Genomic DNA, 23,750 nt, shown 5'->3' on the forward strand with positions numbered 1-23,750 from the left:
GTGCATCGATCGAGCATCGCCGGAATCGACACCTTCCGCGAAGTTTTTTTCCGGCGGCCGGGCTGTGCGGTGCTCGTGCCGGGCACGAGCACCGCACCGGCTCACCGCTTGGCGACGACCTCCCACAGGCTGGTCCAGTTGTCACCGCCGTGGCCCGCGGCGATCGCGCGGTCGTAGTGCGACTTGACCGCCTCGGGCAGGGCGAGGTCCACGCCCGCGTCCCGGCACGCCTGCAGGATGTGCTCCGCGGTCGCGCCCATCATCGTGGCCGTGCTCAGGTCGCCGGGATAGGCGCGCGCTCCGATCTGGGTCACCGTCTCGTCCAGGTACGCCGCCGCCAGGCCCGAGACCTGCCGGGCGAAGGGCACCAGCCGCTCCGGCTCGGCGCCTTCGGCCGCCAGCAGCGCGAAGGCCTGCAGGTAGGCCGACAGCGAGGTGAGGAAGACCGTCAGCTCCGCCTGGTAGAACAGCTGCGCCAGGCCGTGGTCCTCCCCCAGGTACTCGGGCCTGCCGAGGTGCCGCAGCACCGGCTCGTGCTTGGTGAAGACGTCCTGGGGCCCGCTGTAGAACACGTACGAGGCCTCGGCTCCGACGAGCGGCGCCGGGACCATGATCCCGCCGGCCACCAGCGTCGCGCCGCGCTCGGCGAGCCAGGCCGCGGCTTCTCGGGTGCGCTGCGGGGTGTCCGAGCTGAGGTTGACCACGACGCGCCCGGCGAGCGCCTCCCCGGCGCCGCCGAGCACGTCGTACATCGCCTGGTAGTCGGTGAGGCTGAGGATCACCAGCTCGGCGGCCCGCACCGCCTCGGCGGGGCTGGCCGCGAGGACGGCGCCGCGGGCGACGACGTCGTCGGCGCGGCTCTTCGTGCGGTTCCAGACGGTGACTGCGGTGCCGTGGTCGAGCAGCACCCGCACCATGGCCTGTCCCATGGGGCCCAGGCCGATCAGGGTCGCGTTGGTCATGCGTTGTCCTTCCTGAGGTCGTCGATGATTCCGGTGAGGTCCTCGTGGCCGTGCCCGCCGGCGGCCCGCTGCCGCATGAGCCTGCCGAGCGGGGCGAGCAGTTCGGAGCTCACGCCCTGCTCGTCGGCGGTGCGGTGGAGGTTGTCGAAGCTTGCGGCCTGCATGCCGAGGTTGGACACGACGCCGGTGGCGTAGTCGCGGCTGTCGAACTGCTTCGCGGCGGCCTCCGCCCAGCCGCCCATGGCCTGCAGCCAGCGGGTGAGCAGCGGCGCGAAGTCGGTCGCGGGCGCGCCGTCCGAAGTGGCGAGCGCGAGGGACTGCAGGACGCCCGCGATCATCCCGTACATGCCGGTGAGCAGCGCGATGTCGGTCAGCGCGGCGCGGCCGACGTCCTCGCCGAGGTAGACGCTTTCGCCGAAGACGTCCAGGGCCGGGCGGGCGCGGTCGAACGCCGTGCGGGATCCGCTGTAGAGCACGAACGCGGCCGGGGTGCCGATCATCGGCGGCACGGCCATGATGCCGCCGTCGAGGTAGTCGGCGCCCTGGCAGGCGGCCCATTCGGCGAACTCCCGAGCCTGCCCGGGGGTGCCGTTGGTGAGGTTGACGAGGGTGCGGCCCTGCAGGTGCCCGGCGCCGACCACCTCGCGGACGGAGTCGTAGTCGAGCAGGCAGGCGACGACGACCGGGCTCGCGGCGACGGCCTCGGCGGGGCTGGCGGCCCGTGCGGCGCCGCGGGCCACGAGGGCGTCGGCCTTCGCCGCGGTCCGGTTCCACACGGTCACCGGGTGGCCCGCCGACAGCAGCGCTCCGGCGAGCGCGGTGCCCATGGCGCCGAGGCCGAGCACCGTGATGGATGGCTTGTCAGTGGTCATGTCGTGAAGGTGCCGGAGCGCTCGCACGGTTCACGCACGGTTTTCTGTCGGTGCCCGTCGCTACTGTCGGTGGCGTGAGGTTTTCAGTGCTGGGTCCGCTCGCCGTGCAGGCGGCCGACGGCGCCGCGGTGGCGGTGCCGGAGGCGAAGGTGCGCGCGCTGCTGGCCGACCTGCTGGTGCACGAGGGCAGGCCGGTCCCGGTGTCGCGCCTGGCCGACGACCTGTGGGGCGAGCGGCTGCCGGGCAACCCGGCCAACACGTTGCAGACGAAGATCTCGCAGCTGCGCCGCGCGCTCGAGGCGGCCGAGCCGGGCGCTCGCGCGCTCGTGGTGCGGCAGCCGCCGGGTTACGCGTTGCGGGTGCCGGAGGACGCGGTGGACGCCGGGCGGTTCCGGGCGCTGGTGGGGCGCGCGAAGGCCGGGCGGGATCCGGCGCGGACGGCCGCGCTGCTGCGGGAAGCGCTGGCGCTGTGGCGGGGGCAGGCGCTGGCGGACTTCGCGGAGGAGCCGTTCGCCGCCGGGTACGCACAGCGGCTGGAGGAGGAGCGGCTGGCGGCGGTCGAGGAGCTGGCGCAGGCCCGGCTGGCGCTCGGCGAGCACGCGGAGCTGGCGGGCGAGCTGGGCGATCTCGTGGCGGAGCACCCGTTGCGGGAACGGTTGCGCGCGTTGCACATGCGGGCGCTGTACCGATCGGGACGGCAGAGCGAGGCGCTCGCCTCCTACACGGCGTTGCGGGAGCGGCTGGCCGATGAGCTCGGCCTGGAGCCGGGGCCGGAGCTGGTGCGGTTGCAGCAGGCGATCCTGCGCCAGGACCCGGCGCTGGATCCGGCGCCGCCTCCGGAGCCGGGTCCGCGGTCGAACCTGCCGGTGCCGCTGACGGACCTGGTCGGCCGGGAGGCTGCGGTGCGCGAGGTCCGGCAGGCGCTGGAGCACGCGCGGCTGGTCACGTTGACCGGCCCTGGCGGGGTCGGCAAGACTCGGCTCGCGCTGGAGGTGGCCGGCGGGGTCGCGGCGCCGGACGGGGTGTGGCTGGTGGAGCTCGCCGGGCTGGGTGAGCACGGTCCGGCGCGCCCGGCCGAGGCGGTCGCGGCGGTGCTCGGGGTGCGCGACGACGCGGGCGATCTGACGGCGCGGCTGGCGGACGCGGTGCGGGACCGGCGGTTGCTGCTGGTCCTGGACAACTGCGAGCACCTCGTCGAACCGGTCGCCGCGCTGGCGGCCCGGCTGCTCGCCGCGGCCCCGGGGATGCGGATCCTCGCCACGAGCCGGGAACCGCTCGGGCTCACCGGCGAGACACTGTGGACGGTGCCGCCGCTGGGCATCCCCGCCGCCGGTCACGCCGATCGCGAGCGGCCGGCCGCGGAGGTGCTGCCGTCGGTGCGGGAGTTCAGCGCGGTGCGGCTGTTCGTCGCGCGGGCCGCGGCCGCGGCGCCGGGGTTCGCGCTCACCGAAGGGAACGTGCACGCGGTCGCCGGGATCTGCCGCACGCTCGACGGGTTGCCGCTGGCGCTGGAACTCGCCGCCACGCGGGTGCGGGCGCTCGGCGTGCACGAGCTGCTCGCGCGGCTGGGCGACCGGTTCCGGTTGCTGGCCACCGGCGCCCGGGACGCGCCGGCGCGCCAGCGGACGCTGCGCGCGATGATCGACTGGAGCTGGGAGCTGCTGTCCACTTCGGAGCGTGAGGTGCTGCGGCGGCTCGCGGTGCACGCCGAAGGGTGCGGGCTGGAGGCGGCCGAGGAGGTGTGCGGGGACGAGCCGGGCACGGTGCTCGACGTGCTGGGGCGGCTGGTCGACCGGTCGCTGGTGGTGTGCGAGCACGGCGAGCTGGGCCCGCGGTACCGGCTGCTGGAGTCGGTGCGCGCGTACAGTCTCGAGCGGCTGGCCGAAGCGGGCGAGACTGAGCCGGTCCGGTCACGGCACGCGCGGCACTACACGGCGCTCGCGGAACGCGCGGACCCGTTGCTGCGCCGCACCGGTCAGTGCCACTGGCTGGAGACGCTGGACGCGGAGTCGGCGAACCTGCGGGCGGCGCTCGACACGCTGGTCCGCCAGGGGGCCGCGGACGAGGCGCTGCGGTTGGTGACGAGCCTGGCGTGGTACTGGTTCCTGCGCGGACGGCTGGGCGAGGCGCTGCGCTCGTTGCGGACGGCGTTGGCCGTGCCCGGCGAGGTGGCGCCCGGCCGCCGGGCCGCGGCGCGGGCCTGGCTGGCGGGGCTCGGCGTGCTGGCCGGCGGGCGCTTCGACCCGGCGGTGGCCGAGGAGGCCGCGACGATCCCCGACGTGGCGGTGCGGTCGCGGGCGCTGTGGTTCCTGGGGTACGTGCTGGGGACGGTCGCGGATCTGACCGGGGCGTCGAAGCTGACCAGTGCGGCGCTCGACGGGTTCGCGTCGCTGGGCGACCGGTGGGGCACGGCGGCGGGGCTCGCCGAGTCGGCCAGCCAGCTGATCGCGCGCGGCGAGCTGGCCAGTGCCCACGCGGCCGCGGAGGAGAGCGCCGCGATCTTCGCCGAGGTGGGTGACCGGTGGGGCCAGGTGCAGGCGTCGTTCGCGCTGGGCACGCTGGCCGAGTTCGAGGGCCGCTACGCCGACGCCGAGCGGTTGCACACCGAGAGCCTGCGGCGGGCCGAGCAGCTGGGGTTGTGGCCGGAGGTGTCCTACCAGCTGTCGTGGCTGGGCCGGACCGCGTTGCTCGCGGGGGATTTCACCGAGGCGCGGCGCCTGCACGAGCGGGCGGAGCGGGTGGCGGTGGAAAGCGGTTTCACGCCGGGCGAGATGTACGCGCGGACGGGCCTCGCGCTGGGCGCCCGCCGGGAGGGCGCGCTGGACGAGGCGGAGCGGCAGTTGCGCGTGCTGCTGGACTGGCACGGGCTGGTCGAGAACGAGCCGGGCAACACCCTGGTGTGCGCCGAACTGGGCTTCGTAGCCGAACTCCGCGGCGACGCCGACGGCGCGTTCACCTGGCACCGCCGAGCACTGACCATCGCCCGGCGCGGTTCGGACCCGCGGGCAGTCGCGCTGGCGCTGGAAGGCCTCGCCGGAGCCCACGCCCTGACCGGAGCCCACACGCTGGCAGCCCGCCTGCTGGGCGCCGCGGACCACGCCCGCCGCTCCGTGGGAACCCCTCTCCCCCAAGCCGAACGCGGCGACGTCGACCGCATCGAGGCCAAGGCCCGAACAGCCCTCGGCGAGGAACCCTACGCGGCGGAGCACGCCCTCGGCGCCGGCCTGGCGCTGGACGACCTGATCACGGAAGGCCAGCCCGCGTGAGCACCCGCCACCACCCCACGACGCAACGGCCGCGGAAGCCGGTCGCGGCCGTGGCGCGATGGGGCGACGGCCGCGGACACTGGGGCGTACGGCCGCCGCGTCGTTGGAGGGCGACGGCCCCGGAGCCAGCTGCGTGGCTGGCTGGTGGAGGGCTGGGTGGCGTGCCGGTGCGGCTCCCTCCCGGAGGGCGCGGTGGGGCGGTGGCAGTACCGGATGGGAGAGGCAAGCGCTTGCGGCCCGCCACCCAAGCCGCCTTCCCCAGCCAGCCGCACCTATCGCCCACGCCACCTCCCGGGCCGGCCGCGCCAAACAACCCGCCTCCGCGAGCCGGTCGCGCCGCCAAGCAACCCGCCTTCCCTAGCCAACCGCACCCGCCACCCAACCCACCTACCCGAGCCCGCCGCACCCACTACCCGACCACCCGCCCCAGCCAGCCGTGCTCAGCCGCCCCGGCAAGCACCTGCCACCAACCGAACCACGCCGGCCGCCCGGAGCCGGCCCCGCGCCAACGCCCCTCAGAAGCGGAGCCGCGGGATCGATGCCAGGTCGATCCCGTAGCGCGCGTACACCTTGATCGTGTTCTCGCCCGTCAACCGGTCCTCCGGGAAGCCGAGCAAGCCCGCGACCCGCACGACCTCGGCCACCGTGGCGGCTTCGATCTCCAGGTAGGGCGGGATGAGCGGCCACTCGTCGATCTCCAGCCGCGCGCCGTCCAGGGTGAAGCTCGTGCGGCGGTTCTCCTGGTAGGACTTCGGCGTGAAGCCGAGGAGGCCGAGCAACTCCTGAGCGCCCGCGAAGTCGCCGACCGTCACCTCGGCCTCGTGTGTGCCGTCGATGGCGTCGCTGCGGATTTCCTTGACGCACAATGTCGTCTCGGCGCCAGTGTCGCGCAACCGGATCCACTTCGACCGGTGCCCCGGCGTCACGTCGTAAACGTAACGCCGCATCAGCCGCGGCCCTCCGATCCGCTCCCCGCCCGCACGCAGGATGCGGGCCGCGACGCGCGCGGGGTCGATGTCGAGGACCTTGGCTTCGTGCTCGATCGGCACTGGTCTCCCTTCGCCGGTGGCGGTCGAGCCTAGCGGCCGTTGATCACCCCACCGATCGGCTCGCCCGGGGACCGTCCAGCCCCCACGAGATGATCCGCGCCGGGGTGATCCGGATGATCTCCCGCGAGAAGTACGGCACCGGCGGCTCCTGATCGGTCAGCGCCACCGCGCTGCCACGGATCTCGATGCCCCGCGGCACCCACGGGTCCACCGTCGCCAGGTCGTCCACCACGAACGACACCGTGCTGCCCCGCTGGACGTTGCGGAACTTCTTCGACGCGCCCAGCGCGTGCCCGCCGATGACGATCACACCGTCGACGACGAAGAAGTTCACCGGGTTGTTCTGCACCTGCCCGCCCGGCGACACCGTGGCGAGCCTGCCGAGGGGCTGGGACTTCAGGTAACTCAGTTCTGCTTCCGTGAACACGGGCGCGATTCTGCGGGTTGACGCGAACGTCAATGCAAGTCCGGCGGCGCCAGCAATGACCGGACCGTCGCGCTCACCACAGCGGGCGCGTCGGCCGCGCTCAACCGTCCGGCGCGGTTCTCCTCGGCGGCCCCGTTGAGGACGTAGTGCACGACGTTGACCAGCCACGTGACCGGCAGGTCCGTCCGGAACACGCCCTGCCGCCGGCCCCGCCGGACGAGGTCCTCCACCCGGTTGGCCGCGTCGCCGTGCAGTTCGCGGATGCGCGCCGCCGGCAGGAGCCCTTCGGCGGCCTGCAGCAGCTTCGTCGACTCGGCCACCAGCGACCAGCTGGGCGCGATCAGCCGCGCCAGGGCGGCCCGCGCGTCGCCGTCGAGGTCGACCGCGGACAGGACCTCCTCGCCGGCCCGGATGGCGTCGGCGAGCGCGGCCTCGACCAGCGCCGCGCGATTGGGGAAGTGCCCGTACAACGTCATCCGGCCCACCCCGGCGGCCTTCACGATGTCGTCGATGCTCGCGTCCGGATCCCGGCTGAGCACCTCCCTGGCGGCGGTGACGATGCGGGCGATGCTGCGCTCGGCGTCGGCGCGCCGGCGCGGTCGTGCGGAAGTGCTCACCACCGAAGTCTATCTCGTACGGGAATGTACGAGTTAGCATGTCGGTTGTAAGTTGTACTTCGTCGTACGAGTTATCCGGAGATGATCATGTCGGATTCGTTCGCAAGACCCGGTGCGCACCCGCTGCGGTGGCGCATCCTCGGCTTCCTCGGGGTCGCCCAGCTGATGCTGATCCTCGACGTCACGGTGGTGGCGATCGCGCTGCCGCACATCGAGACCGACCTCGGCATGAGCCGCGAGGCGATGACCTGGGTGGTCAGCGCGTACACGCTCACCTTCGGCGGGCTGCTGCTGCTCGGCGGCAGGCTCGCCGACCTCGCCGGCGCCAAGCGGATCGCGCTCGCCGGGCTGGTGGTCTTCACGCTGGCTTCGCTGGTGACCGGGCTGGCCGGGTCGTCCGCCGTGCTGCTGGGCGGCCGGATCGCGCAGGGCGTCGGCGCGGCGCTGTTGTCGCCGTCGGCGTTGTCGCTGGTCGTGGGGCTCTTCGAGGGCGACGAGCGGAACAAGGCGCTGGGTGTGTGGTCGGCGCTGGGCGGCGGTGGCGCGGCCCTCGGCGTGCTGCTGGGCGGGCTGCTCACCGCGGGGCCGGGCTGGCCGTGGGTGTTCTGGATCAACGTGCCGATCGGGCTCGTCATCGTCGCCGCGCTGGCTCGGATGCTGCCGCGCACCGCGCCGGTGGTCCCGGGCGCGCGGCTGGACGTGCTGGGCGCGCTGCTCGTCACCGCCTCGTCCGGGGCGCTGGTGTACGCCCTGATCAACGCCGGGGACCAGGGCTGGCTGACCGCGACGACCGGGTGGCTGGTGCTGGCGGCCGCGGTCGGGTACGTGGCGTTCGTGGCGTGGCAGCGCCGGGCGAAGGCGCCGCTGATGGACGTGCGGCTGCTGGTCCGCCGCCCGGTGGCGACGGGCACGTTCCTCATCCTGATGGCGACGGCGCTGACGGTCGCGGTGTTCTTCCTCGGGACGTTCTACTTCCAGCAGGAGCGCGGGTTCAACGCGCTGGTGACCGGGTTGCTGTTCCTGCCGGTGGCGCTGCTGACGATGGCCGCGGCCAATCTCACCGGGCGGGTCATCGGGCGGTTCGGCGCGCGCCCGCTCGCGGTGGCCGGGCTGCTGGTCGCCGCGATCGGCCTGGTGGTGCCCGCGCTCGTCATGAACGCCGTGGTGGTGGCGATCAGCATCGCGGTCGCGGGCGCCGGCACCGGGGTGTTGTTCGTGGTGGCGTCGGCGACGGCTCTGGGGCAGGTGGCACCGCACGAGGCCGGGATCGCGTCGGGGATCGTGAGCACGTTCCACGAGTTCGGGGCTTCGCTGGGGGCCGCGGTGGTGTCGAGCGTCGCGGCGGCGAGCCTGGTCGCGGAGACGCTCGCCGGGTTCCGCGGCGGGTTCCTGGTGTTCGCCGTGACGGCCGCGGTGGCCGCGATCGCCGCGGGCGCGCTGTCGCCGGGCCGCCCGTCGGTGAAGGTCTGACGACCCGGCCGGTTACGCCGGGCGGTGGCGTGGCGACTACCGCACGTGGACGAAGATCTCGCGCGTGACGCGCTGCGGGGCCGGGAGCGCGACCTCCGGACCCGGCGCCGCGCCCGCCGCACGGCGCTGGCTCTGGTCGTGCTGGCGGCCGCCGCCCTCGGCTGGCAGCTGGCTCCGGCGGCGACGTCGTGGTGGCCGTTCCTCACCGAGTGGTGGCCGCTGGTGGCGGCCGTCGTGGCGCTGGTAGCCGCCGGGGTGCTGTGGTCGCGGAGCCGGCAGCGCCCCACGACCACCGGTGCCGGCGCGGCCGAGCGCTGGTCCCGCATCGGCGGGATGGTCACCACGGTGACCGCGGTCGGCGCGCTGGTGTTCACCGCGATCTCGCTGCAGGCCACCCGCGACCAGATCGAGGTGGCCCGGCAGGGGCAGATCACCGACCGCTACACCCGCGCCGTCGACCAGCTGGGCGCCGAGGGCGCCGCGAACCTGCACCGGCGGCTCGGCGGGATCTACGCGCTGGAGCGGATCGCGGTCGACTCGCCGCGGGACCAGGCGACCATGGTCGAGGTCCTGTCCGCGTTCCTGCGCTCCACCAGCCCGCGCGTCCGGGGCGAGCCGTGCCCGCCGACACCGGCGGACGTGGCGGCCGCCTTCGCGGTGCTGACCCGCCGCGACGTCACCCGGGATCCCGGGCCGGCGGTGATCGACCTGCGCGAGCTGTGCCTGCGCGAGGTGCGGGCGGTGGACGGCGACCTGAGCGGGATGTCGCTGATCGGCTCCGACCTCAGCGGGGCCAATCTGAGCGGGGCGCGTCTCGGGCTGACCGCGCTGTCCGATGCCACGCTTGTCGGCGCGTCGCTGTACCGCGCGGATCTCACGGCCGGTTTCGTCTTCGCCACGAACGCCGACTTCACCGGCGCCCGGTTCGACAGCGCCAAGCTGGGCAGCGCGGATTTCTCCGGCTCGACCTTCACCGGCGCGGATTTCGAGTACGCGGACCTGGGCCGTTCCGACTTCTCCGGCGCCGACCTCACCGGCGCCGAGCACACCGCCCAGACCAAGGCCGACGGGGCGGTGAAGGACCCGGCCACGCGCAACGCGTGGTGGTGAGGTGTCGATCCGGCCTGCGGCCGTTCGTGTAGCCGGTGAACGGGTTCCCTCGACCGTGAGGAGCAGCGACGATGAGCGACGTTCTGCTGACCGGGTTGAAGATCGGCGAGTCGGCGCGCTGGCACGAGCACCGGCTCTGGCTGGCGAACTGGGGGACGCGGCAGGTGCTGGCCGTCGACTTGGACGGCAACGCCGAGGTGATGGCCACCGCGCCGACGACGTTGCCGTTCTCGATCGACTGGCTGCCGGACGGGCGGTTGCTGGTGGTCGCCGGGCCGGAGGGCCGCCTGCTGCGTCAAGAGGCGGACGGGTCGCTGACCGACCACGCCGACCTGACCGGCCTGGGCGCCGGCCTCAACGAGATCGTCGTCACCGGCCGGGGCGACATCTACGTCAACGGCGGCACGGATTTCCACCCGGGCGCGGGAGAAGCGCCCGGGTTCGTCGTCCTGATCAGGGCGGACGGCTCGGTGCGGCGGGTCGCGGACGGGCTGGCGTTCCCCAACGGCATGGCGGTGACGCCGGACGAGGGGACGCTGATCGTCTCGGAGTCGTTCGCAGGCAGGCTCACCGCGTTCGACATCCGCCCCGACGGCACCCTGACCGGGCGGCGGGTGTGGGCCCCGCTGCCCGGGGACGGCATCGTCCTCGACGCCGAGGGGGCCGTGTGGACGCCGGGCTGGACCGAGCGGGGACCGGCCTGCCTGCGGGTCGCCGAGGGCGGCGAGGTGCTCGCCACCGTCCCACTGGACCGGGCCGGGTTCGCGTGCACCCTGGGCGGCGAGGACGGCCGGACGTTGTTCACGCTCGCGGCGGACTGGCGCATGGCGGACGGGTTCGAGGACAATCTGGAGCGTCTGCTGACCGGGCCGGAGACAGGTCAGGTGTGCACGGCGCGCACTCCAGCCGCCCACGCCGGCCACCCGTGACTGCCCTGGCCGCGCCGCGGCCCCGCCCGCGCGCAGCGCACGACCGGAGGAGGTCCGCCATGACCGATCGTCAAGCCACCACCACCTGGACCGGCGACCTGCCGAGCGGGTCCGGGGAGACCAGTCTCGACACGTCGGAGCTGACCACGTTCGCGGTCTCGTGGCCGGCACGCGCCGAGGAAGCCGGCGGCAAGACCAGTCCCGAGGAGCTGATCGCGGCCGCGCACTCCTCGTGCTACTGCATGCAGCTGTCCGGTCTGCTCGGGCGCGCGGGCACCCCGCCGGAAAAGATCCGGACCACCGCGACGGTGTCGTTCGGCCCGAAGTCCGGTGGCGGGTACGAGATCAAGGGCATCGCGCTCGCGGTCCGCGCGACGGTGCCGGGCGCGAGCCCGGACGACTTCCGCAAGATCGCCGAGGACGCCAAGGAAACCTGCCCGGTCTCGGCCGCGCTGACGGGCACCACCATCACCCTCGACGCCGAGCTCGAGTGACGGCGGTTCACGATCTGAAAAACCCGTGCTGTGACCCGGTTCGCGATCGTTGGAGGCGCGCGCCGGACCGCTGTTAGCTTCGCGGACGTGACAACGATGACCGCAGTGGTGCACGGGAACGCGACGGGACTCACGGGTGTGCGGGTGGCGGAGGTGCCCGCGCCGCGGCCGGGACCGGGCGAGGTCGTGGTCGCTGTCCGCGCGGCCGGTCTCAACCACCGCGACCTGTTCCTCGTCGACGGGCGCGGGGCCGATGACGCTCCGGTCGTGCTGGGTTCGGACGGCGCCGGAGTGGTCGCCGCGGCCGGGCCGGGCGCGGAGGTGGCTCCCGGGACCGAGGTCGTCGTCAACCCCTCGCTGGACTGGGACGAGCCCGGCGACGTGCCGGAGGTCCCCGCCATTCTCGGCGTGCCCACCGACGGCACGTTCGCCGAGTACGTTGTGGTGCCGGCGAAGAACGTGGCCCCCAAACCGGCGCACCTCGGCTGGACCGAAGCGGCGGCCCTTCCGCTCGCGGCACTGACGGCGTACCGGGCGCTGTTCACGCGCGGCGGGCTGCGCCCGGGCGAGCACGTGCTGCTGCCCGGGATCGGCAGCGGGGTGGCGACCTTCGCGCTGGCCATGGCCAAGGCGGCCGGCGCCACCGTCAGCGTGACCTCGCGCAGCCCGGAGAAGTGCCGCCGGGCGCTCGAACTGGGGGCCGACCGGGCGATCGGCAGCGCCGAGGACTGGCGCGGCGCGCTGGGGAAGCCGGTGGACCTCGTCATCGACAGCGTCGGCTCGGCCACGTTCGGCCGGTGCCTGTCGGTGCTGCGCCCGGGCGGGCGGCTGGTGTCGCTCGGCGCGACGACGGGCGCGGACGTCACCCTGTCGCTGCGCGAGATGTTCTTCCGGCAGATCAGCCTGCTGGGCACGTCGATGGGCAGCGCGCGGGAGTTCGGGCGGATGCTCGACCTGGTGACCGAGCACCGGATCCGGCCGGTGGTCCACCGCACGTTCCCACTGGAGGACGGCCCACGCGCGCTGGCCGAACTCGCGTCGGGCGACCAGTTCGGCAAGCTCGTGCTGACCCTGTGACCACGGCCGGTGGTGAACGCGACCGAGCACCGGATCCGGCCGGTGATCCACCGCACCTTCCCACCGGACGACGGCCCACGCACACTGACCGAACTGCCGGCAGGCGACCTTCGGCAAGCTAAGGCTGACCGCGTGACGGCGGCCGGTGGTGAACGCGGCCGAGCACCGGATCCGGCCGGTCGTCCACCGCACGTTCCCACTGGAGGACGGCCCACGCGCGCTGGCCGAACTCGCGTCGGGCGATCAGTTCGGCAAGCTCGTGCTGACCGTGCCCCCTACTCCAGCCACTCGGTGACGAAACGCGGAGCGGCGTGGATGTGCACGGCCTCGTAGCCGCCGGGGCCGGTGGTGAACTTGTGCGGCGTCCCGGCCGGGACGACGAGCACCTGACCGGCCCTGGCGGCGACCTCGTCGGCCCCGATGGTGAACACCGCGCTGCCGCGGCGGATCACGAACGTCTCCGTGTACGGGTGCCGGTGCAGGCGCGGGCCCGCACCGGCTTCCGACGTCGATTCCAGGATGATGGAGATCCCCGCCCCGCCGGGGAGTTCTTCGAAGTTCTCGGTCCAGTTCTCGCCGTCCGGTCGGCCGTCGCGGCGGTCGATGACGCTCGCTGGCATCCCATCCTCCTGTCCTCGAAACCCGGCCCGCACGGTACGCGAAAGACGGCCCGCTCACCCCGCGAACGGCGCGATCCCGAAGCGGCCCCACGCGATGAACACCGCGACCACGAGGTAGATCAGGTTCAGGCCGGCGAACCGCGCGCCGCCTTCGTAGCGGAGGTGCGTGATCATCGCGCCGATCATCAGCCCGGCCCAGCACACCGCGGTCACCGGCACCAGCACCGGCGCGATCCCGGTCACCGCGGGCAGCACCAGCCCGATCGCGGCCAGGACCTCCAGCACGCCGAGCGTCCGCACGAACGCGGGCGCGGCATCCCCCGTCCACTCCCCGCCGTGCGCCGCGGCCAGCTTTTCCACCGGCAGGAACGACTTGGTGAAGCCCCCGGTGAGGGCGACCGCGGCGAGCACCCCGGCGGCGATCCACAGGGCGACGTTCATGGGATTTCCCTTCCGTCCACAACAGTTCGCCCTGAAGACACCGCTCATCTGAAAGCCGTGACACCCGGTGATCCGGATCACGCGCGGCCGGGCCAGCGGCGCCACACCGCGACGTGCAGGATGACGGCCAGGCTCAGCGCGTTCAGCAGCGCGTGCGTGACCCAGCCGTCCACTTCGGACTCCGGGACGCCGGCCACGCGGGCGAGCGGCGGGAGCAGCCACGACAGCGACACCGCCAGCACGGCCACGATCGCCAGCGCCAGGCTCCGCCCGGGCAGTGGACCGAGCCGCACCGCCGGCCACGCCTCGAACTGCATCGAGACCAGCAGGACCGACGCGACCACCGCCGCGGCGATCGCCGTGACGCGGCCAGGTTCCGCGATCAGGCAGCTCACCGAACCGCACACCACCACGGCCGCGTTCGCGGTCACCAGCCGCACGGCGCGCCGCCGGATGCGGGCGAACGGCCACCCGCGCAGGGCGACGTAGAAGACCATCTGCCACGCGCCGAGCACGGTGAACCACGCCCCGTACGCCTCCCCCGGCACTGCGCCGGACCGGACGAGCAGCAGGTACGCCACCGCCCCTGCCGCCCAGCACCCGGCCAGCGCGGCGAGGCCGGAGCGGATCCGCCCGGCCCCGGCGAGCGGCCACCGTTCGCAGACCAGCGTCAGCTGCAGCATGACGGTGAAGATCCCGCCGGCCAGCGGCAACGGGTTCGCCGCGCCCGCGACCGCCCGCCCGAGCAGGCTCAGCACCAGCCCGCCCGCCACGACCAGCAGCGTGTCGTAGAGCCCGGACCACCCCGGACGCGCAAGACTGCCGGGCCAGTCGTCCCACCAGAAGGCGATCATCGCCACCAGCGGCAGTGCGAAGGCCACGGCGGGTCCGAGCAGCGCGGCCGATTGCGCCGGGCCGCCCGCGCCGGCCGCCAGGAACCCGGCGACCGGCAGCACGAACAGCAGCCCGGCCAGCCCGCGCCGGGGCTGGGCCCGTCTCGCGTCGGCCAGGGCGGCCGGGCTCAGCGCGTCCGGGGCGCTCACCGCCGGCCGGGACACCACGGCCACGTCAGAGGACGTGCTCGAGCCGGATGGGCAGCCGCCGGGGGCGGCGGCCCGTCGCGTGGTGCACCGCGTTCGCGATGGCCGCGGCCACCCCGACCATCGCGACCTCGCCGAGCCCCTTCACCCCGGCGGAGTTGAACAGCGGGTCCGGCTCGTCGATGAAGGACACGTCGATGTCGTGCACGTCGGCGTTCACCGGCACCGGGTACTCCTCCAGCGTGGTGTTGAGGAAGCCGCCGAAGCGGTCGTCCACCTCGCTCTCCTCCCGCAGCGCCGCGCCGATGCCCCACACCACGGCGCCGCGAACCTGGCTGGCCGCCGTGACCGGGCTCGCCACCCGGCCGCAGTCGGCGACGCTGACCACCCGCGGCACGCGGATCCGCCGCGTCCCCGCCTCGACCCGCACCTCGACGAAGTGCGCGATCCAGCTGAACGAGCTGAACTCCCCGAACTCCGGGCCCGCGATCGCGACCAGCCCGGCCCGGGACCGCTCCAGCATCTCCGGCGCCTGCGAGGTCACCTCGACCTCCACCGCGTCCCGCCCGGTCGCCGCGACCGCCGCCGCGACGTCCACGTCCCCGGACGCCGGGACGTCCAGGTGCTTGCGCAGCTCCGCCAGTCCACTCTGGACTGCGGGTAGCGCCGTCGCGGTGCCCCACGAACCAGCGGTCAGGTGCTGGGGCGCCACCCGGGTGTCCCCGACCAGCACCACCACGTCGGCCGCAGGCACCCCGAGGTCGCGCGCCACGGTCAGCGCGATCGCCGACCGGATGCCCTGCCCCATCTCGTGCCCGTCGACGCTCACCGTCACCCGCCCGTCCGCGCTCGCCGACAGGTGCGCGACCGCGGGCGCGACGTTGCACGGGTAGGCCCCCGCCGCCACGCCCCAGCCGATCGACGACCCGTCCGGGGCGACCATCGACCCGGGCTCCGGGTTCCGGTCCGCCCAGCCGAACCGCTGCGCGCCCCGCCGCAGGCATTCGGCCAGGTAGCGGCTGGAGAACGGGTGCCCGCTCACCGGGTCGACCGCCGTGTCGTTGGCCAGCCGCAGCGCCACCGGGTCCTGCCCGGTGGCGTAGGCGAGCTCGTCCACGGCGGACTCGAACGCGAACGTCGCGGGGCTCTCGAACGGCGCGCGCATGTACCCGGGGGTCTGCACGTCGGTCTGCACCAGCCGCTGCCTGCCGCGGAAGGCCGGCACGCCGTACAGCCGCGAGGTGACCTCCGTGGCCGTGCACGGGAACAGGTCGTGCCGCGAGGTCTGCTGGTCGACCTCGTGCACCGCGGCCAGCAGCTTGCCGGAGGTGTCGGCGCCCAGCCGCACGGTGTGCCGGGACGCGGGCCGGAAGCTGGCCGCGTGGAACGTCTGCGGCCGCGGCAGCACCAGCTTGACCGGGCGGCCGAGGCGGCGCGCGACGACGGCCAGCGGTCCCAGGTGCGGCTGCAGCGAGTTCTTCTGCCCGAACCCGCCGCCGACGTAGGGCGAGCGGATCTCGACGTTCGCCGCGTCGATGCCCAGCTGCCGGGCCAGGCCGTGGCGCAGCGCGCCCGCGTTCTGGGTGCCCTCGTGCACGATCACGCGGTCGCCGTGCCATTCCACGACGCTGCTGATCAGCTCCATCGGCACCTGGTGCTGCGGGGCGTGCTCGTAGGTGCCCTCCACCCGCACCGGGCTGGCGGCGAAGGCGGCGTCCGCGTCGCCCACCTTGACGTCGGCCAGGAACGGCAGCGGAATGGCCTCCTCCTGGACGACGGTGTTCGCGCCGTCGGCGTCGAGCCCGACCGCGAACGGCTCCACCTCGTACTCGCCCGTCACCAGTTCGGCGGCCTCGGTGGCCGCGACGAGCGTGTCCGCGACCACCAGCGCGATCGGCTGGCCGCGGTAGGCCACCCGGTCACCGAGCAGCGGCTGGAAGCTCTGGAACCCGTGCCCGCCGCCCATGACGAAGCTGCCTTCGCCCAGCTCACCGGGTTCGAACCGGGTCACCACCAGGCGCACGCCCGGAACGGCTTCGGCAGCGGAGGTATCGATCGAGACGATCCGGCCCTTGCCGATCCGGGCGGTCGCGAACATCGCGTACGCCACACCCTCGGGCACCCGGTCGGCGCCGTAGGCGGTCCGGCCGGTCACCTTGTCGCGGGCGTCGACCCGGCGGTTGTCGATGGCGGTCATCTGCTGGCTCGCTCTCCGGCAATGCGCACCGCGTCAGCGACCGTGCGGATGCCCAGTTCTACTCGGAACCCGTTGTAGGTGCCGGGGCGGGCGCCCTCGAAGGCGATCTCCCCGGCCCGGCGGGCGTTCTCGGGTGTCAGCGCCCGGCCGGACAGGAACGACTCGGCCTCGGCCGCTCGCCACGGCCGCGTGGCGACGCCGCCCAGGGCGATGCGGCACTCCCCCACCACGTCTCCGTCGAGGGTCACCGCGACGGCGGCCGAGGCGAGCGCGAACGCGTAGGACTCCCGGTCCCGGATCTTGTGGTAGGTCGACCCGCGGCCGGCCGCGCTCACCGGCACGCGGATGCGCACGATCAGCTCGTCCGCGGCGAGCGTGTGCTCGCGGGTGGGGTCGTCGCCCGGTTCGAGGTGCAGGTCGGCGAGCGGCACCTGGCGCTCGCCACCCGGGCCGAGCACGTCCACGACGGCGTCGAACGCGAGCAGCGCGATCGCCCAGTCGCCGGGGTAGGTCGCGATGCACGACTCCGAACCGCCGAGCAAGGCGTGCGCGCGGTCGTGGCCGCCGATGGCGGCGCAGCCGCTGCCCGGGTTCCGCTTGTTGCACGGGAACTCCGGGCCGCCGCGGAAGTAGGCGCAGCGGGTGCGCTGCAACAGGTTGCCACCCACCGTGGCCATGTTGCGCAGCTGCTGCGACGCCGCGCGCCACAGCGACTCCGACAGCGCCGGGTAGTCCGCGCGGATCACGGGGTGGTCGGCGACGTCGGCCATCCGGGCGCCCGCGCCGAAGGACAGCTCGTCCGGTCCGGTGCCGACGGCGTCGAAACCGGGCAGGCGGTGCACGTCGACGACCGCGGGCGGCGCCTCGATGCCCAGCTTCATCAGGTCGTAGAGGGTGGTGCCGCCGGCGAGGATCTTCGTGCCCGGCTGCGCCGACCGCAGCGCGTCGACGGCGGCGTCCACGCTATCCGGCACGAGGTAGCTGAAGGCTCGCACGACGTCACGCCCCGTTCCGCGCGGCGGCCTCGCGGACCGCGGCGACGATGCCGGCGTAGGCGCCGCAGCGGCAGATGTTGCCGCTGAGGTACTCGCGGATCTGGTCGTCGTCGCCGGCGTGGCCCTCGGCGATGCAGGCCAGGCCGGACATGATCTGGCCGGGCGTGCAGTAGCCGCACTGCAGGGCGTCGTGGTCGATGAAGGCCTGCTGCAGCGGGTGCAGCCCGCCGTCCGGTCCGGCGACGCCCTCGATGGTCGTCACCTCCTGCCCCGCGACCTGGACGGCCGGGGTCAGGCACGACACCACCCGGCGGCCGTCGACGTGCACCGTGCACGCGCCGCAGTGGCCCTGGTCGCAGCCCTTCTTCGTGCCGGTGTGGACGAGCCGCTCGCGCAGCACGTCGAGGAGCGATTCACGGGGATCCACCTGGAGGCGGACGGACTGTCCGTTGAGGACGCAGGACAGCTCCACCGTCGGGTCGTTAGTGGCCATGCCCGCCACGCTAAGTTCCCCGGCGGGCGCGCGCCTTCCCCTGCTTGCTGCGCGGCAGGACGTTTATTGCTGCTGGTCCCGGAACGCGGTGGGCGACACCCCGGTCTCCCGCCGGAACGCGATCGCCAGCCGGGACGGCGAAGTGAACCCGCACAGGTGCGCGATGTCACTGACCGGCAGGTCGGTCCGCCCGAGGTACCGCCGTGCGCGGTCGATCCGGACCGTGTTCAAGAACCGGTACGGGGTGGTACCGGTCGCGGCCTTGAAGACCCGCAGGAAGTGGAACGGGCTCAACTCCACCGCGGCCGCCATCTCGGCGAGCGTCAGCGGCAGGTGGTGGTTGTCCTGGATGAACGAGACGGCCTGCCGCACCCGGATGTCCTCGGCGCGCACCGGAGCCGGTTCCGGGGCCGAGGCGTGCCGGGTGAGCAGGTGCGCGGCGATGAACGCGGCCGCCGTCTCCGCGTACAGCTCGTCCGCCCCGGCGAGCGCGGCGTCGCCGAGCCCGGTGAGCACGGCCGCGAGCACCGGATCGTCGGCGGCGAGTGCGTCCGGCCGGCTCACCCGCGACGCGCCACGTCCGAAGAGCTCGGCGGCGGTCCGTTCGAGCAGTCCGGCCGGCAGGTAGACGTTGATGCTCGTCGTGGGCGCGCCGCGCCAGCGCAGGTGCGCCTCCTGGTGCGGCGCGGTCAGCCCGATCCGGCCGGGCCCGTATTCGGCGCTGTGCCAGCGCGCGCCCGCCCTCGACTCGATGGTCTTGGTGCCCGAGGTGATCAGCACGAGGGTCTGCTCGGCGGTGGCAGGCAGCAGGACCTCCTCGGCGACCGGGTCGTTGGCGTAGGACCGGATCAGCAGAGAGCGCCAGCCGTTGTCCCGCCAGCTGCACAACCGCAGGGTGGCGACCGAATCCAGGTCGAAGGCCAGTGCACCGAACACGTCAACTCCCGGTGATCACGCCGATCGCGACTCCGAGCGTCGCGGTGTTGTAGAGGAAACTCAGCACCCCGTGCGAGAGTACCCGCGACCGCGCCGCCGTCGTACGGGTTTCGACGTCGGACACCGCGAACGTGGTGCCCACGGTGAACGCGAAGTACGCGAAGTCGGCGAACAGGGGTGTCTCGGTGTCCGGGAAGGCGAACTGCCGTTCCGGCAGCGCCCGGTAGTAGGCGTGCGCGTACCGCTCGGCGTATCCGAAGTGGAGGATCGCCCAGGCGAGCAGCACGGCGGGCACGCCGAACACCCTGGCGATCAGGTCGTCGCCGGTGCCCAGCACGATGGTCAGGCCGCAGGTGATGCCGACCACGCTGGTGAACACCGTGAAGAACAGGCCGCCACGCCCGCCGAGCAGGCTGCGCCGCCAGTCCGGACCCGCGGACTTGCGCGCCACGCGCCGGATCCGGACGCCCAGGTACACGGCCGCCAGCAGGTCCCACCACATCACGAACACCGGGTCGTCGAACACGAACACGAGCACGCCGAGGGCGAGCAACGCGAACTCGATGAGGCGCGACACCGCGAACGAGGCCTTCTTCAGCACGAGAGCGGGAGGGTAATCGACGCGCTGGGTAGGAGTGCCACTCCTACCGCCCGCGGGCCCGGTGCGCTTACCCTCGATCCGTGGAGGACGACAACCGGCTCGGCCAGTTCATCAGGGCTCGCCGCAACGTGGTCACCCCGGCCGATCTCGGTCTCGCCGACTCGGGTCGCCGCCGCGGTGGCCTGCGCCGCGAGGAGGTGGCGACGCTGGCCGGGATCAGCACGGACTACCTGGCCCGGCTCGAACAGGGCCGTGAGCGCAACCCGTCCGACCACGTCCTGCAGTCGCTGGCCGCGGTGCTGGGCCTGGACCAGGAGGCGGTGGAGCACCTGTACCGGCTCGCGCGGCCCCGGCCGCGGCGGCGCCGCTTCCGCCAGGTGGACCCGGATCTGCGGCGGCTGATGGACACCTGGACGCACTCCCCGGCCATGGTCGTGGGCCCGTTGCTGGACGTGCTCGCCGCGAACCCGCTCGGGCAGGCCCTGTACGCGCCGGCCGGGCCGGAGCCGAACCTCGGCCGCTTCTGCTTCCTCGACCCGGCGGCGCGCGAGTTCTACCGCGACTGGGACTCGGTGGCCGCCAAGGGTGTCGCGGCGCTGCGGGTGGCCGCCGGTGAGGACCCGGACGACCAGCGGCTGACCGACCTGGTCGGCGAGCTGACGGTGAAGAGCCCGGAGTTCGTGCGGCTGTGGTCCCGGCACGACGTGCGCGAGAAGAAGCACGAGCCGATGCGGATCCGGCACCCGCAGGTGGGCGAGCTGGACCTGAGCTACCACTCGTTCACCGTGAACAGCGCGCCCGGCCAGCAGCTCAAGGTCTTCCAGGCGCAGCCGGGCAGCGCGACCGAGGAGCGGCTCGCGCTGCTGGGCTCGCTGCGGACCACCGAGACCGCCGACGGCGACCGGGCGCGCGGGCGTGGCCATGAGGTCGGTTGACGCGCTGCTGCCGCTGATCCTCGACAGCGTGCCGCAACCGGTCTGGGTGGTGGACGCCGAGGGCCTGATCATGTTCGCCAACAAGGCCGCGCTGGACGCGCTCGGCTACGACGACGTGTCGGAGCTGCGCGGCCGGCCGAGCCACGAAACCGTGCACTACAAGCGCGTGACGGGCGAGCCGTACCCGGCGGCGGAGTGCCCGATGCTGCGGCCCCGGCTGACCGGCGAGACCGCGCACGGCGACAACGACTGGTTCGTGCGGCGGGACGGGTCGATGTTCCCGATCGCGTGGTGGTCGGCGCCGCTGCGGCTGGACGACGGGCCCGGCCTGGTCTACGCCTTCACCGACCTCACCGAGCGGCACGCGACCGAGCGGATGATCCGGGAACGCGACGCGGCGCAGGTGCGGGCGGTGGAGTCCAGGGCGGCGCAGCGGCGGATCGTGGAGACCACGACCGAGGTGCGCCGCCAGATGGCGCGCGACCTGCACGACGGTGTGCAGCAACGGCTCGTGGCCCTCCTCATCGGACTCCAGCTGGCGCGGGAGGAGCTGCCGCCAGGCGTCGGCGAACTGGTCGACGAAGCGGTCGGCCAGGCGCAGGCCGCCATCGACGACCTGCGGGACCTCGTCGCCGGCATCCACCCCGCGATCCTGACCTCGCGCGGGCTGCTGCCCGCGGTCGAGGCGCTCGCGGCGCGCACCCCGCTGCCGGTGGTGATCACCGGCAACCTCCCCCGTCGGCTGCCGCCGACGATCGAGGTCAACGCCTACTTCGTGGTGTCCGAGGCGATCACCAACGCGGTCAAGCACGCCGGCGCCACCGGGATCACGGTCGACCTGCGCTGCGACGGAGCGACGCTGATCCTCGACGTCAGCGACGACGGCGCGGGCGGCGCGAACCTCGACGGCACGGGCAGCGGCCTGATCGGGCTCGCCGACCGCGTCACGGCGCTGGACGGCGACTTCGCCCTGTCCTCGCCGCCGGGGAGCGGCACCTCGCTGCGGGCCACCATCCCGCTCACCGGCGGGACATAAGCAGCGGTTATGAGCTGATAGGACTCGCCCGCTACCCGGCCGCCCCGCCACGGCGGAGGCTTGGGACATGCAGCTGACGGAGACGACCGCAGTCCACAGTGGAGCAGCACGACCACGGGTGCCGGATCGCGCGGCACAGCGCCGGATCGCCGACTCTCGCCTGCGTCTGGCCGGTGAGCTGCGCGAGCGCGTGCAGGCCCGGCTGGTCAACGTCCTCATCGCACTGGAGCTGACCAGCGAGTGCGAGCCGCCGGGTCAAGCGGAACTCATCGACGAAGCCGCGGAACAGGCGCGCACGGCGATCGCCGAACTCCGCGACCTGGTCGCGGACCTGCGTCCCGCCGTGCTGGCCGGGCGCGGTCTGCCCGCGGCGGTCGAGGCCCACATCTGATTCTTCGTCGCCGAGGCGCTGGAGATCAGCGTCAGGGCACGTGCTGGACCGGCAGCGTACCGCCCGGTGCCCGGATCCCGGTTCCATGATCGTGGGGTTTTCCCCATTGCGTGTGAAGCCGTGGCGGGCGAGGCTTGCGGTATGGGATTCACGGTGCTGGTGGTCGACGACGACGCGGCCTTCCGCCGCGTCGCCGGCCGTCTGCTGGCCGTGCGCGGGTTCGAGGTGGTCGACGCCGCCGCCGACGGCAGCGAGGCCATGGCCGCGATCCGCGCGCACCGCCCCGGCGGCGTGCTGCTGGACGTGAACCTGCCCGACACCGACGGCCTCACCCTCGCGCGGGAGATCCACCGGGAACCCGAGCCGCCCGCGGTGGTCCTGACCTCCACCGACCACCACGGCTACCCGGAGCAGACCCTCACCGGCGCCGGGGTGCGGGCGTTCGTGCCCAAGGACCAGCTGGTCGGAACCGACCTGGCCGCGCTGTTCACTGCCCCAGGTACCTGAGCACGGCGAGCACGCGGCGGTGCCCGGAGGCGGCGTCGGTCAGGCCCAGTTTGCTGAAGATCCCGGTGACGTGCCGCTCGACCGCGGGCACGGTGACGACGAGTTTGGCGGCGATCCCGGAGTTCGAGTGGCCTTCGGCCATCAGCGCGAGCACCTCGCGTTCGCGCTGGGTGAGGCCGTCCAGCGGGCTGTCGACCCGTTTGCGGCCCACCAGGCGGGCGATCACGTCCGGGTCGAGGGCCGAGCCGCCGTCGGCGACCCGGCGGACCGCGTCGACGAGCAGCTCGGGGCTGGCCACCTTCTCCTTGAGCAGGTAGCCGACGCCCTCGGCGCGATCACCGACCAGGTCGATGGCGTAGGTGTCGTCGAGGAACTGCGACAACACGATCACGCCGATGCCCGGTTCGCTCGCGCGGATCTCGATCGCGGCGCGCAGGCCGGCCTCGTCGAACTGCGGCGGCATGCGGATGTCGGTGATCACCACGTCCGGCTTGTGCCGCCGGGCTTCGTGCACGAGCTCGGTGGCCGTGCCGACCGCGGCGAGGACCGTGCAGCCCGCGCGTTCGAGCATCCGCACGATGCCTTCGCGCACCAGCGCCTGGTCCTCGCCCACGACGACCGTGATGTCCGTCCTCACTTGCCGAGCATATAACGGATTCCGGTCAGCGCCGCGGTTCCCGCCCCGCCGCGCCGAGCATCCACGCGTGCTTCTCCAGCGTTTCCACGACGCTGTGCAGCAGGTCGGTGGTGACCGGGTCCTCGGCGTCGACCGAACCCCGCACCACACGGATCGTCGACGCGACGCCGTGCAGCCGGTTCGTGATCGCCTCGATCACCTCCGCGGTGGACCGCTCGCCCCCGGGGAAGGCCGCCAGCGTCGTGGTGGCGGCCACCGTGCCGGACCGGCCGTCCGGCACGCCGTGCAGGGCGCGCAGCCGTTCGGCCACCAGATCGCTCGCTTCCCGCGCCGCCGCGGTGATGTCGTCCAGCTCCAGGTGCAGGCTGCGGAAGCCGGGGCCGACCACGTTCCAGTGCGCCTGCTTGGCCTGCAGGTGCAGTTCGACGAGGTCGGCCAGCACCAGCTGGAGGTCGCGGGCCAGCGCCGGCGAGGCGGTGAAGCCGACGGCTCCCGCGGCGGGGATCCGCCGGGTCTTCTCGGTGGTTTGGGTCATGACTACCTCCGGTTCGCGCGGGCGTCGTGCCCGTCTCCTCCTCAGCGTCACCGCGGCGGCCGGGGCGCGCCATGGCGTGCTCCCGAGAACCGGATCGGGCCGGCACCGGTGCG

Annotated in this window: 26 protein-coding genes; 11 read left to right on the forward strand and 15 right to left on the reverse strand. The window is 73.6% G+C overall.

The features are described from left to right. Nucleotides 1-101: 101 nt before the first annotated feature. Nucleotides 102-962 carry an NAD(P)-binding domain-containing protein gene (locus ABZ215_RS02930; protein ID WP_354947334.1) on the reverse strand — a complete coding sequence of 287 codons (861 nt, stop codon included), beginning with the start codon at nt 960-962 and terminating at the stop codon, nt 102-104. After that, nucleotides 959-1,834, reverse strand: coding sequence for an NAD(P)-binding domain-containing protein (locus ABZ215_RS02935; RefSeq protein WP_354947336.1), 876 nt, complete (start codon nt 1,832-1,834; stop codon nt 959-961). The genes ABZ215_RS02930 and ABZ215_RS02935 overlap by 4 nt, the downstream gene beginning before the upstream one ends. Before the next feature lie 74 nt (nt 1,835-1,908). On the opposite strand from ABZ215_RS02935, the gene ABZ215_RS02940 reads away from it, so the two are divergent. Further along, on the forward strand, nt 1,909-5,100 hold the full coding sequence (locus tag ABZ215_RS02940; RefSeq protein ID WP_354947338.1) for a BTAD domain-containing putative transcriptional regulator: 3,192 nt from the start codon (nt 1,909-1,911) through the stop codon (nt 5,098-5,100). Between the two features lie 515 nt (nt 5,101-5,615). On the opposite strand, the gene ABZ215_RS02945 is transcribed toward ABZ215_RS02940, so the two are convergent. From ABZ215_RS02945 to ABZ215_RS02955, 3 genes are read right to left on the reverse strand one after another with little or no spacing between them, the layout of a single operon-like run. Next, entirely contained in the window at nt 5,616-6,149 is a 534-nt protein-coding gene (locus tag ABZ215_RS02945; RefSeq protein ID WP_354947340.1) for a CYTH domain-containing protein, read from the reverse strand. A 43-nt stretch (nt 6,150-6,192) separates the two neighbouring features. After that, a complete protein-coding gene (locus ABZ215_RS02950; protein ID WP_354947342.1) occupies nt 6,193-6,576 on the reverse strand; it encodes a PPOX class F420-dependent oxidoreductase in 384 nt (127 codons plus the stop codon). 29 nt (nt 6,577-6,605) lie between these two features. Further along, nucleotides 6,606-7,193: a helix-turn-helix domain-containing protein gene (locus ABZ215_RS02955; protein WP_354947344.1), complete on the reverse strand. Its 588-nt coding sequence runs from the start codon at nt 7,191-7,193 to the stop codon at nt 6,606-6,608. A gap of 87 nt (nt 7,194-7,280) precedes the next feature. On the opposite strand from ABZ215_RS02955, the gene ABZ215_RS02960 reads away from it, so the two are divergent. The 6 genes from ABZ215_RS02960 (at nt 7,281) to ABZ215_RS02985 (ending at nt 12,568) form a co-directional block, all read left to right on the forward strand. Further along, entirely contained in the window at nt 7,281-8,663 is a 1,383-nt protein-coding gene (locus ABZ215_RS02960) for an MFS transporter (RefSeq protein WP_354947346.1), read from the forward strand. A 45-nt stretch (nt 8,664-8,708) separates the two neighbouring features. Beyond that, nucleotides 8,709-9,773 (forward strand): pentapeptide repeat-containing protein, encoded by a 1,065-nt coding sequence (locus tag ABZ215_RS02965; protein WP_237335421.1) that lies wholly within the window; start codon nt 8,709-8,711, stop codon nt 9,771-9,773. A gap of 71 nt (nt 9,774-9,844) precedes the next feature. Continuing rightward, complete coding sequence (locus tag ABZ215_RS02970) at nt 9,845-10,702, forward strand: SMP-30/gluconolactonase/LRE family protein (protein ID WP_354947348.1); 858 nt, start codon at nt 9,845-9,847, stop codon at nt 10,700-10,702. Between the two features lie 59 nt (nt 10,703-10,761). After that, complete coding sequence (locus tag ABZ215_RS02975; RefSeq protein WP_354712217.1) at nt 10,762-11,196, forward strand: OsmC family peroxiredoxin; 435 nt, start codon at nt 10,762-10,764, stop codon at nt 11,194-11,196. A 96-nt stretch (nt 11,197-11,292) separates the two neighbouring features. Then, a complete protein-coding gene (locus tag ABZ215_RS02980) occupies nt 11,293-12,273 on the forward strand; it encodes a zinc-binding dehydrogenase (protein WP_354947350.1) in 981 nt (326 codons plus the stop codon). Between the two features lie 148 nt (nt 12,274-12,421). After that, nucleotides 12,422-12,568, forward strand: a complete 147-nt coding sequence (locus ABZ215_RS02985) for a zinc-binding dehydrogenase (protein WP_354947352.1) — start codon at nt 12,422-12,424, stop codon at nt 12,566-12,568. Here the strand turns inward: ABZ215_RS02985 and ABZ215_RS02990 are convergent. The 8 genes from ABZ215_RS02990 to ABZ215_RS03025 form a co-directional block, all read right to left on the reverse strand. Beyond that, entirely contained in the window at nt 12,549-12,893 is a 345-nt protein-coding gene (locus tag ABZ215_RS02990) for a cupin domain-containing protein (RefSeq protein WP_354947354.1), read from the reverse strand. The two genes, ABZ215_RS02985 and ABZ215_RS02990, sit on opposite strands and share 20 nt — an antisense overlap. A gap of 54 nt (nt 12,894-12,947) precedes the next feature. After that, a complete protein-coding gene (locus tag ABZ215_RS02995) occupies nt 12,948-13,334 on the reverse strand; it encodes a DoxX family protein (RefSeq protein WP_354712221.1) in 387 nt (128 codons plus the stop codon). A 77-nt stretch (nt 13,335-13,411) separates the two neighbouring features. Next, nucleotides 13,412-14,401, reverse strand: a complete 990-nt coding sequence (locus tag ABZ215_RS03000; protein ID WP_354947356.1) for a hypothetical protein — start codon at nt 14,399-14,401, stop codon at nt 13,412-13,414. Between the two features lies 1 nt (nt 14,402). Further along, nucleotides 14,403-16,571 carry a xanthine dehydrogenase family protein molybdopterin-binding subunit gene (locus ABZ215_RS03005; RefSeq protein WP_237335415.1) on the reverse strand — a complete coding sequence of 723 codons (2,169 nt, stop codon included), beginning with the start codon at nt 16,569-16,571 and terminating at the stop codon, nt 14,403-14,405. Continuing rightward, on the reverse strand, nt 16,568-17,566 hold the full coding sequence (locus ABZ215_RS03010) for a xanthine dehydrogenase family protein subunit M (protein WP_354947359.1): 999 nt from the start codon (nt 17,564-17,566) through the stop codon (nt 16,568-16,570). Before ABZ215_RS03010 ends, ABZ215_RS03005 begins: the two co-directional genes overlap by 4 nt. A 4-nt stretch (nt 17,567-17,570) precedes the next feature. Beyond that, nucleotides 17,571-18,059, reverse strand: coding sequence for a (2Fe-2S)-binding protein (locus ABZ215_RS03015; RefSeq protein ID WP_354947361.1), 489 nt, complete (start codon nt 18,057-18,059; stop codon nt 17,571-17,573). 63 nt (nt 18,060-18,122) lie between these two features. Next, nucleotides 18,123-18,995 (reverse strand): AraC family transcriptional regulator, encoded by an 873-nt coding sequence (locus tag ABZ215_RS03020; protein WP_354947363.1) that lies wholly within the window; start codon nt 18,993-18,995, stop codon nt 18,123-18,125. Nucleotide 18,996: 1 nt separating this feature from the next. Beyond that, a complete protein-coding gene (locus ABZ215_RS03025; RefSeq protein ID WP_237335412.1) occupies nt 18,997-19,596 on the reverse strand; it encodes a DUF1345 domain-containing protein in 600 nt (199 codons plus the stop codon). 80 nt (nt 19,597-19,676) lie between these two features. On the opposite strand from ABZ215_RS03025, the gene ABZ215_RS03030 reads away from it, so the two are divergent. The 4 genes from ABZ215_RS03030 to ABZ215_RS03045 all read left to right on the forward strand — a co-directional run bounded on the left by ABZ215_RS03030 (nt 19,677) and on the right by ABZ215_RS03045 (nt 22,465). Further along, nucleotides 19,677-20,531: a helix-turn-helix transcriptional regulator gene (locus ABZ215_RS03030; protein WP_020420893.1), complete on the forward strand. Its 855-nt coding sequence runs from the start codon at nt 19,677-19,679 to the stop codon at nt 20,529-20,531. Continuing rightward, the gene (locus ABZ215_RS03035; RefSeq protein ID WP_354947365.1) at nt 20,518-21,567 is read left to right on the forward strand and encodes a PAS domain-containing sensor histidine kinase; all 1,050 of its coding nucleotides are present in this window, start codon (nt 20,518-20,520) and stop codon (nt 21,565-21,567) included. Before ABZ215_RS03030 ends, ABZ215_RS03035 begins: the two co-directional genes overlap by 14 nt. Nucleotides 21,568-21,634: 67 nt before the next feature. Next, a complete protein-coding gene (locus ABZ215_RS03040) occupies nt 21,635-21,958 on the forward strand; it encodes a histidine kinase (protein ID WP_354947367.1) in 324 nt (107 codons plus the stop codon). A gap of 141 nt (nt 21,959-22,099) precedes the next feature. Next, on the forward strand, nt 22,100-22,465 hold the full coding sequence (locus ABZ215_RS03045; RefSeq protein ID WP_237335409.1) for a response regulator transcription factor: 366 nt from the start codon (nt 22,100-22,102) through the stop codon (nt 22,463-22,465). Here the strand turns inward: ABZ215_RS03045 and ABZ215_RS03050 are convergent. Together ABZ215_RS03050 and ABZ215_RS03055 are read right to left on the reverse strand one after the other, a co-directional pair. After that, nucleotides 22,446-23,102: a response regulator transcription factor gene (locus ABZ215_RS03050; RefSeq protein WP_020420889.1), complete on the reverse strand. Its 657-nt coding sequence runs from the start codon at nt 23,100-23,102 to the stop codon at nt 22,446-22,448. The genes ABZ215_RS03045 and ABZ215_RS03050 overlap by 20 nt on opposite strands. 25 nt (nt 23,103-23,127) lie before the next feature. Next, nucleotides 23,128-23,637, reverse strand: coding sequence for a DNA starvation/stationary phase protection protein (locus tag ABZ215_RS03055; RefSeq protein ID WP_020420888.1), 510 nt, complete (start codon nt 23,635-23,637; stop codon nt 23,128-23,130). Between the last annotated feature and the right edge of the window lie 113 nt (nt 23,638-23,750).

This window comes from Amycolatopsis sp. NPDC006131 (assembly GCF_040614175.1).
Lineage (GTDB): Bacteria > Actinomycetota > Actinomycetes > Mycobacteriales > Pseudonocardiaceae > Amycolatopsis_E > Amycolatopsis_E tucumanensis.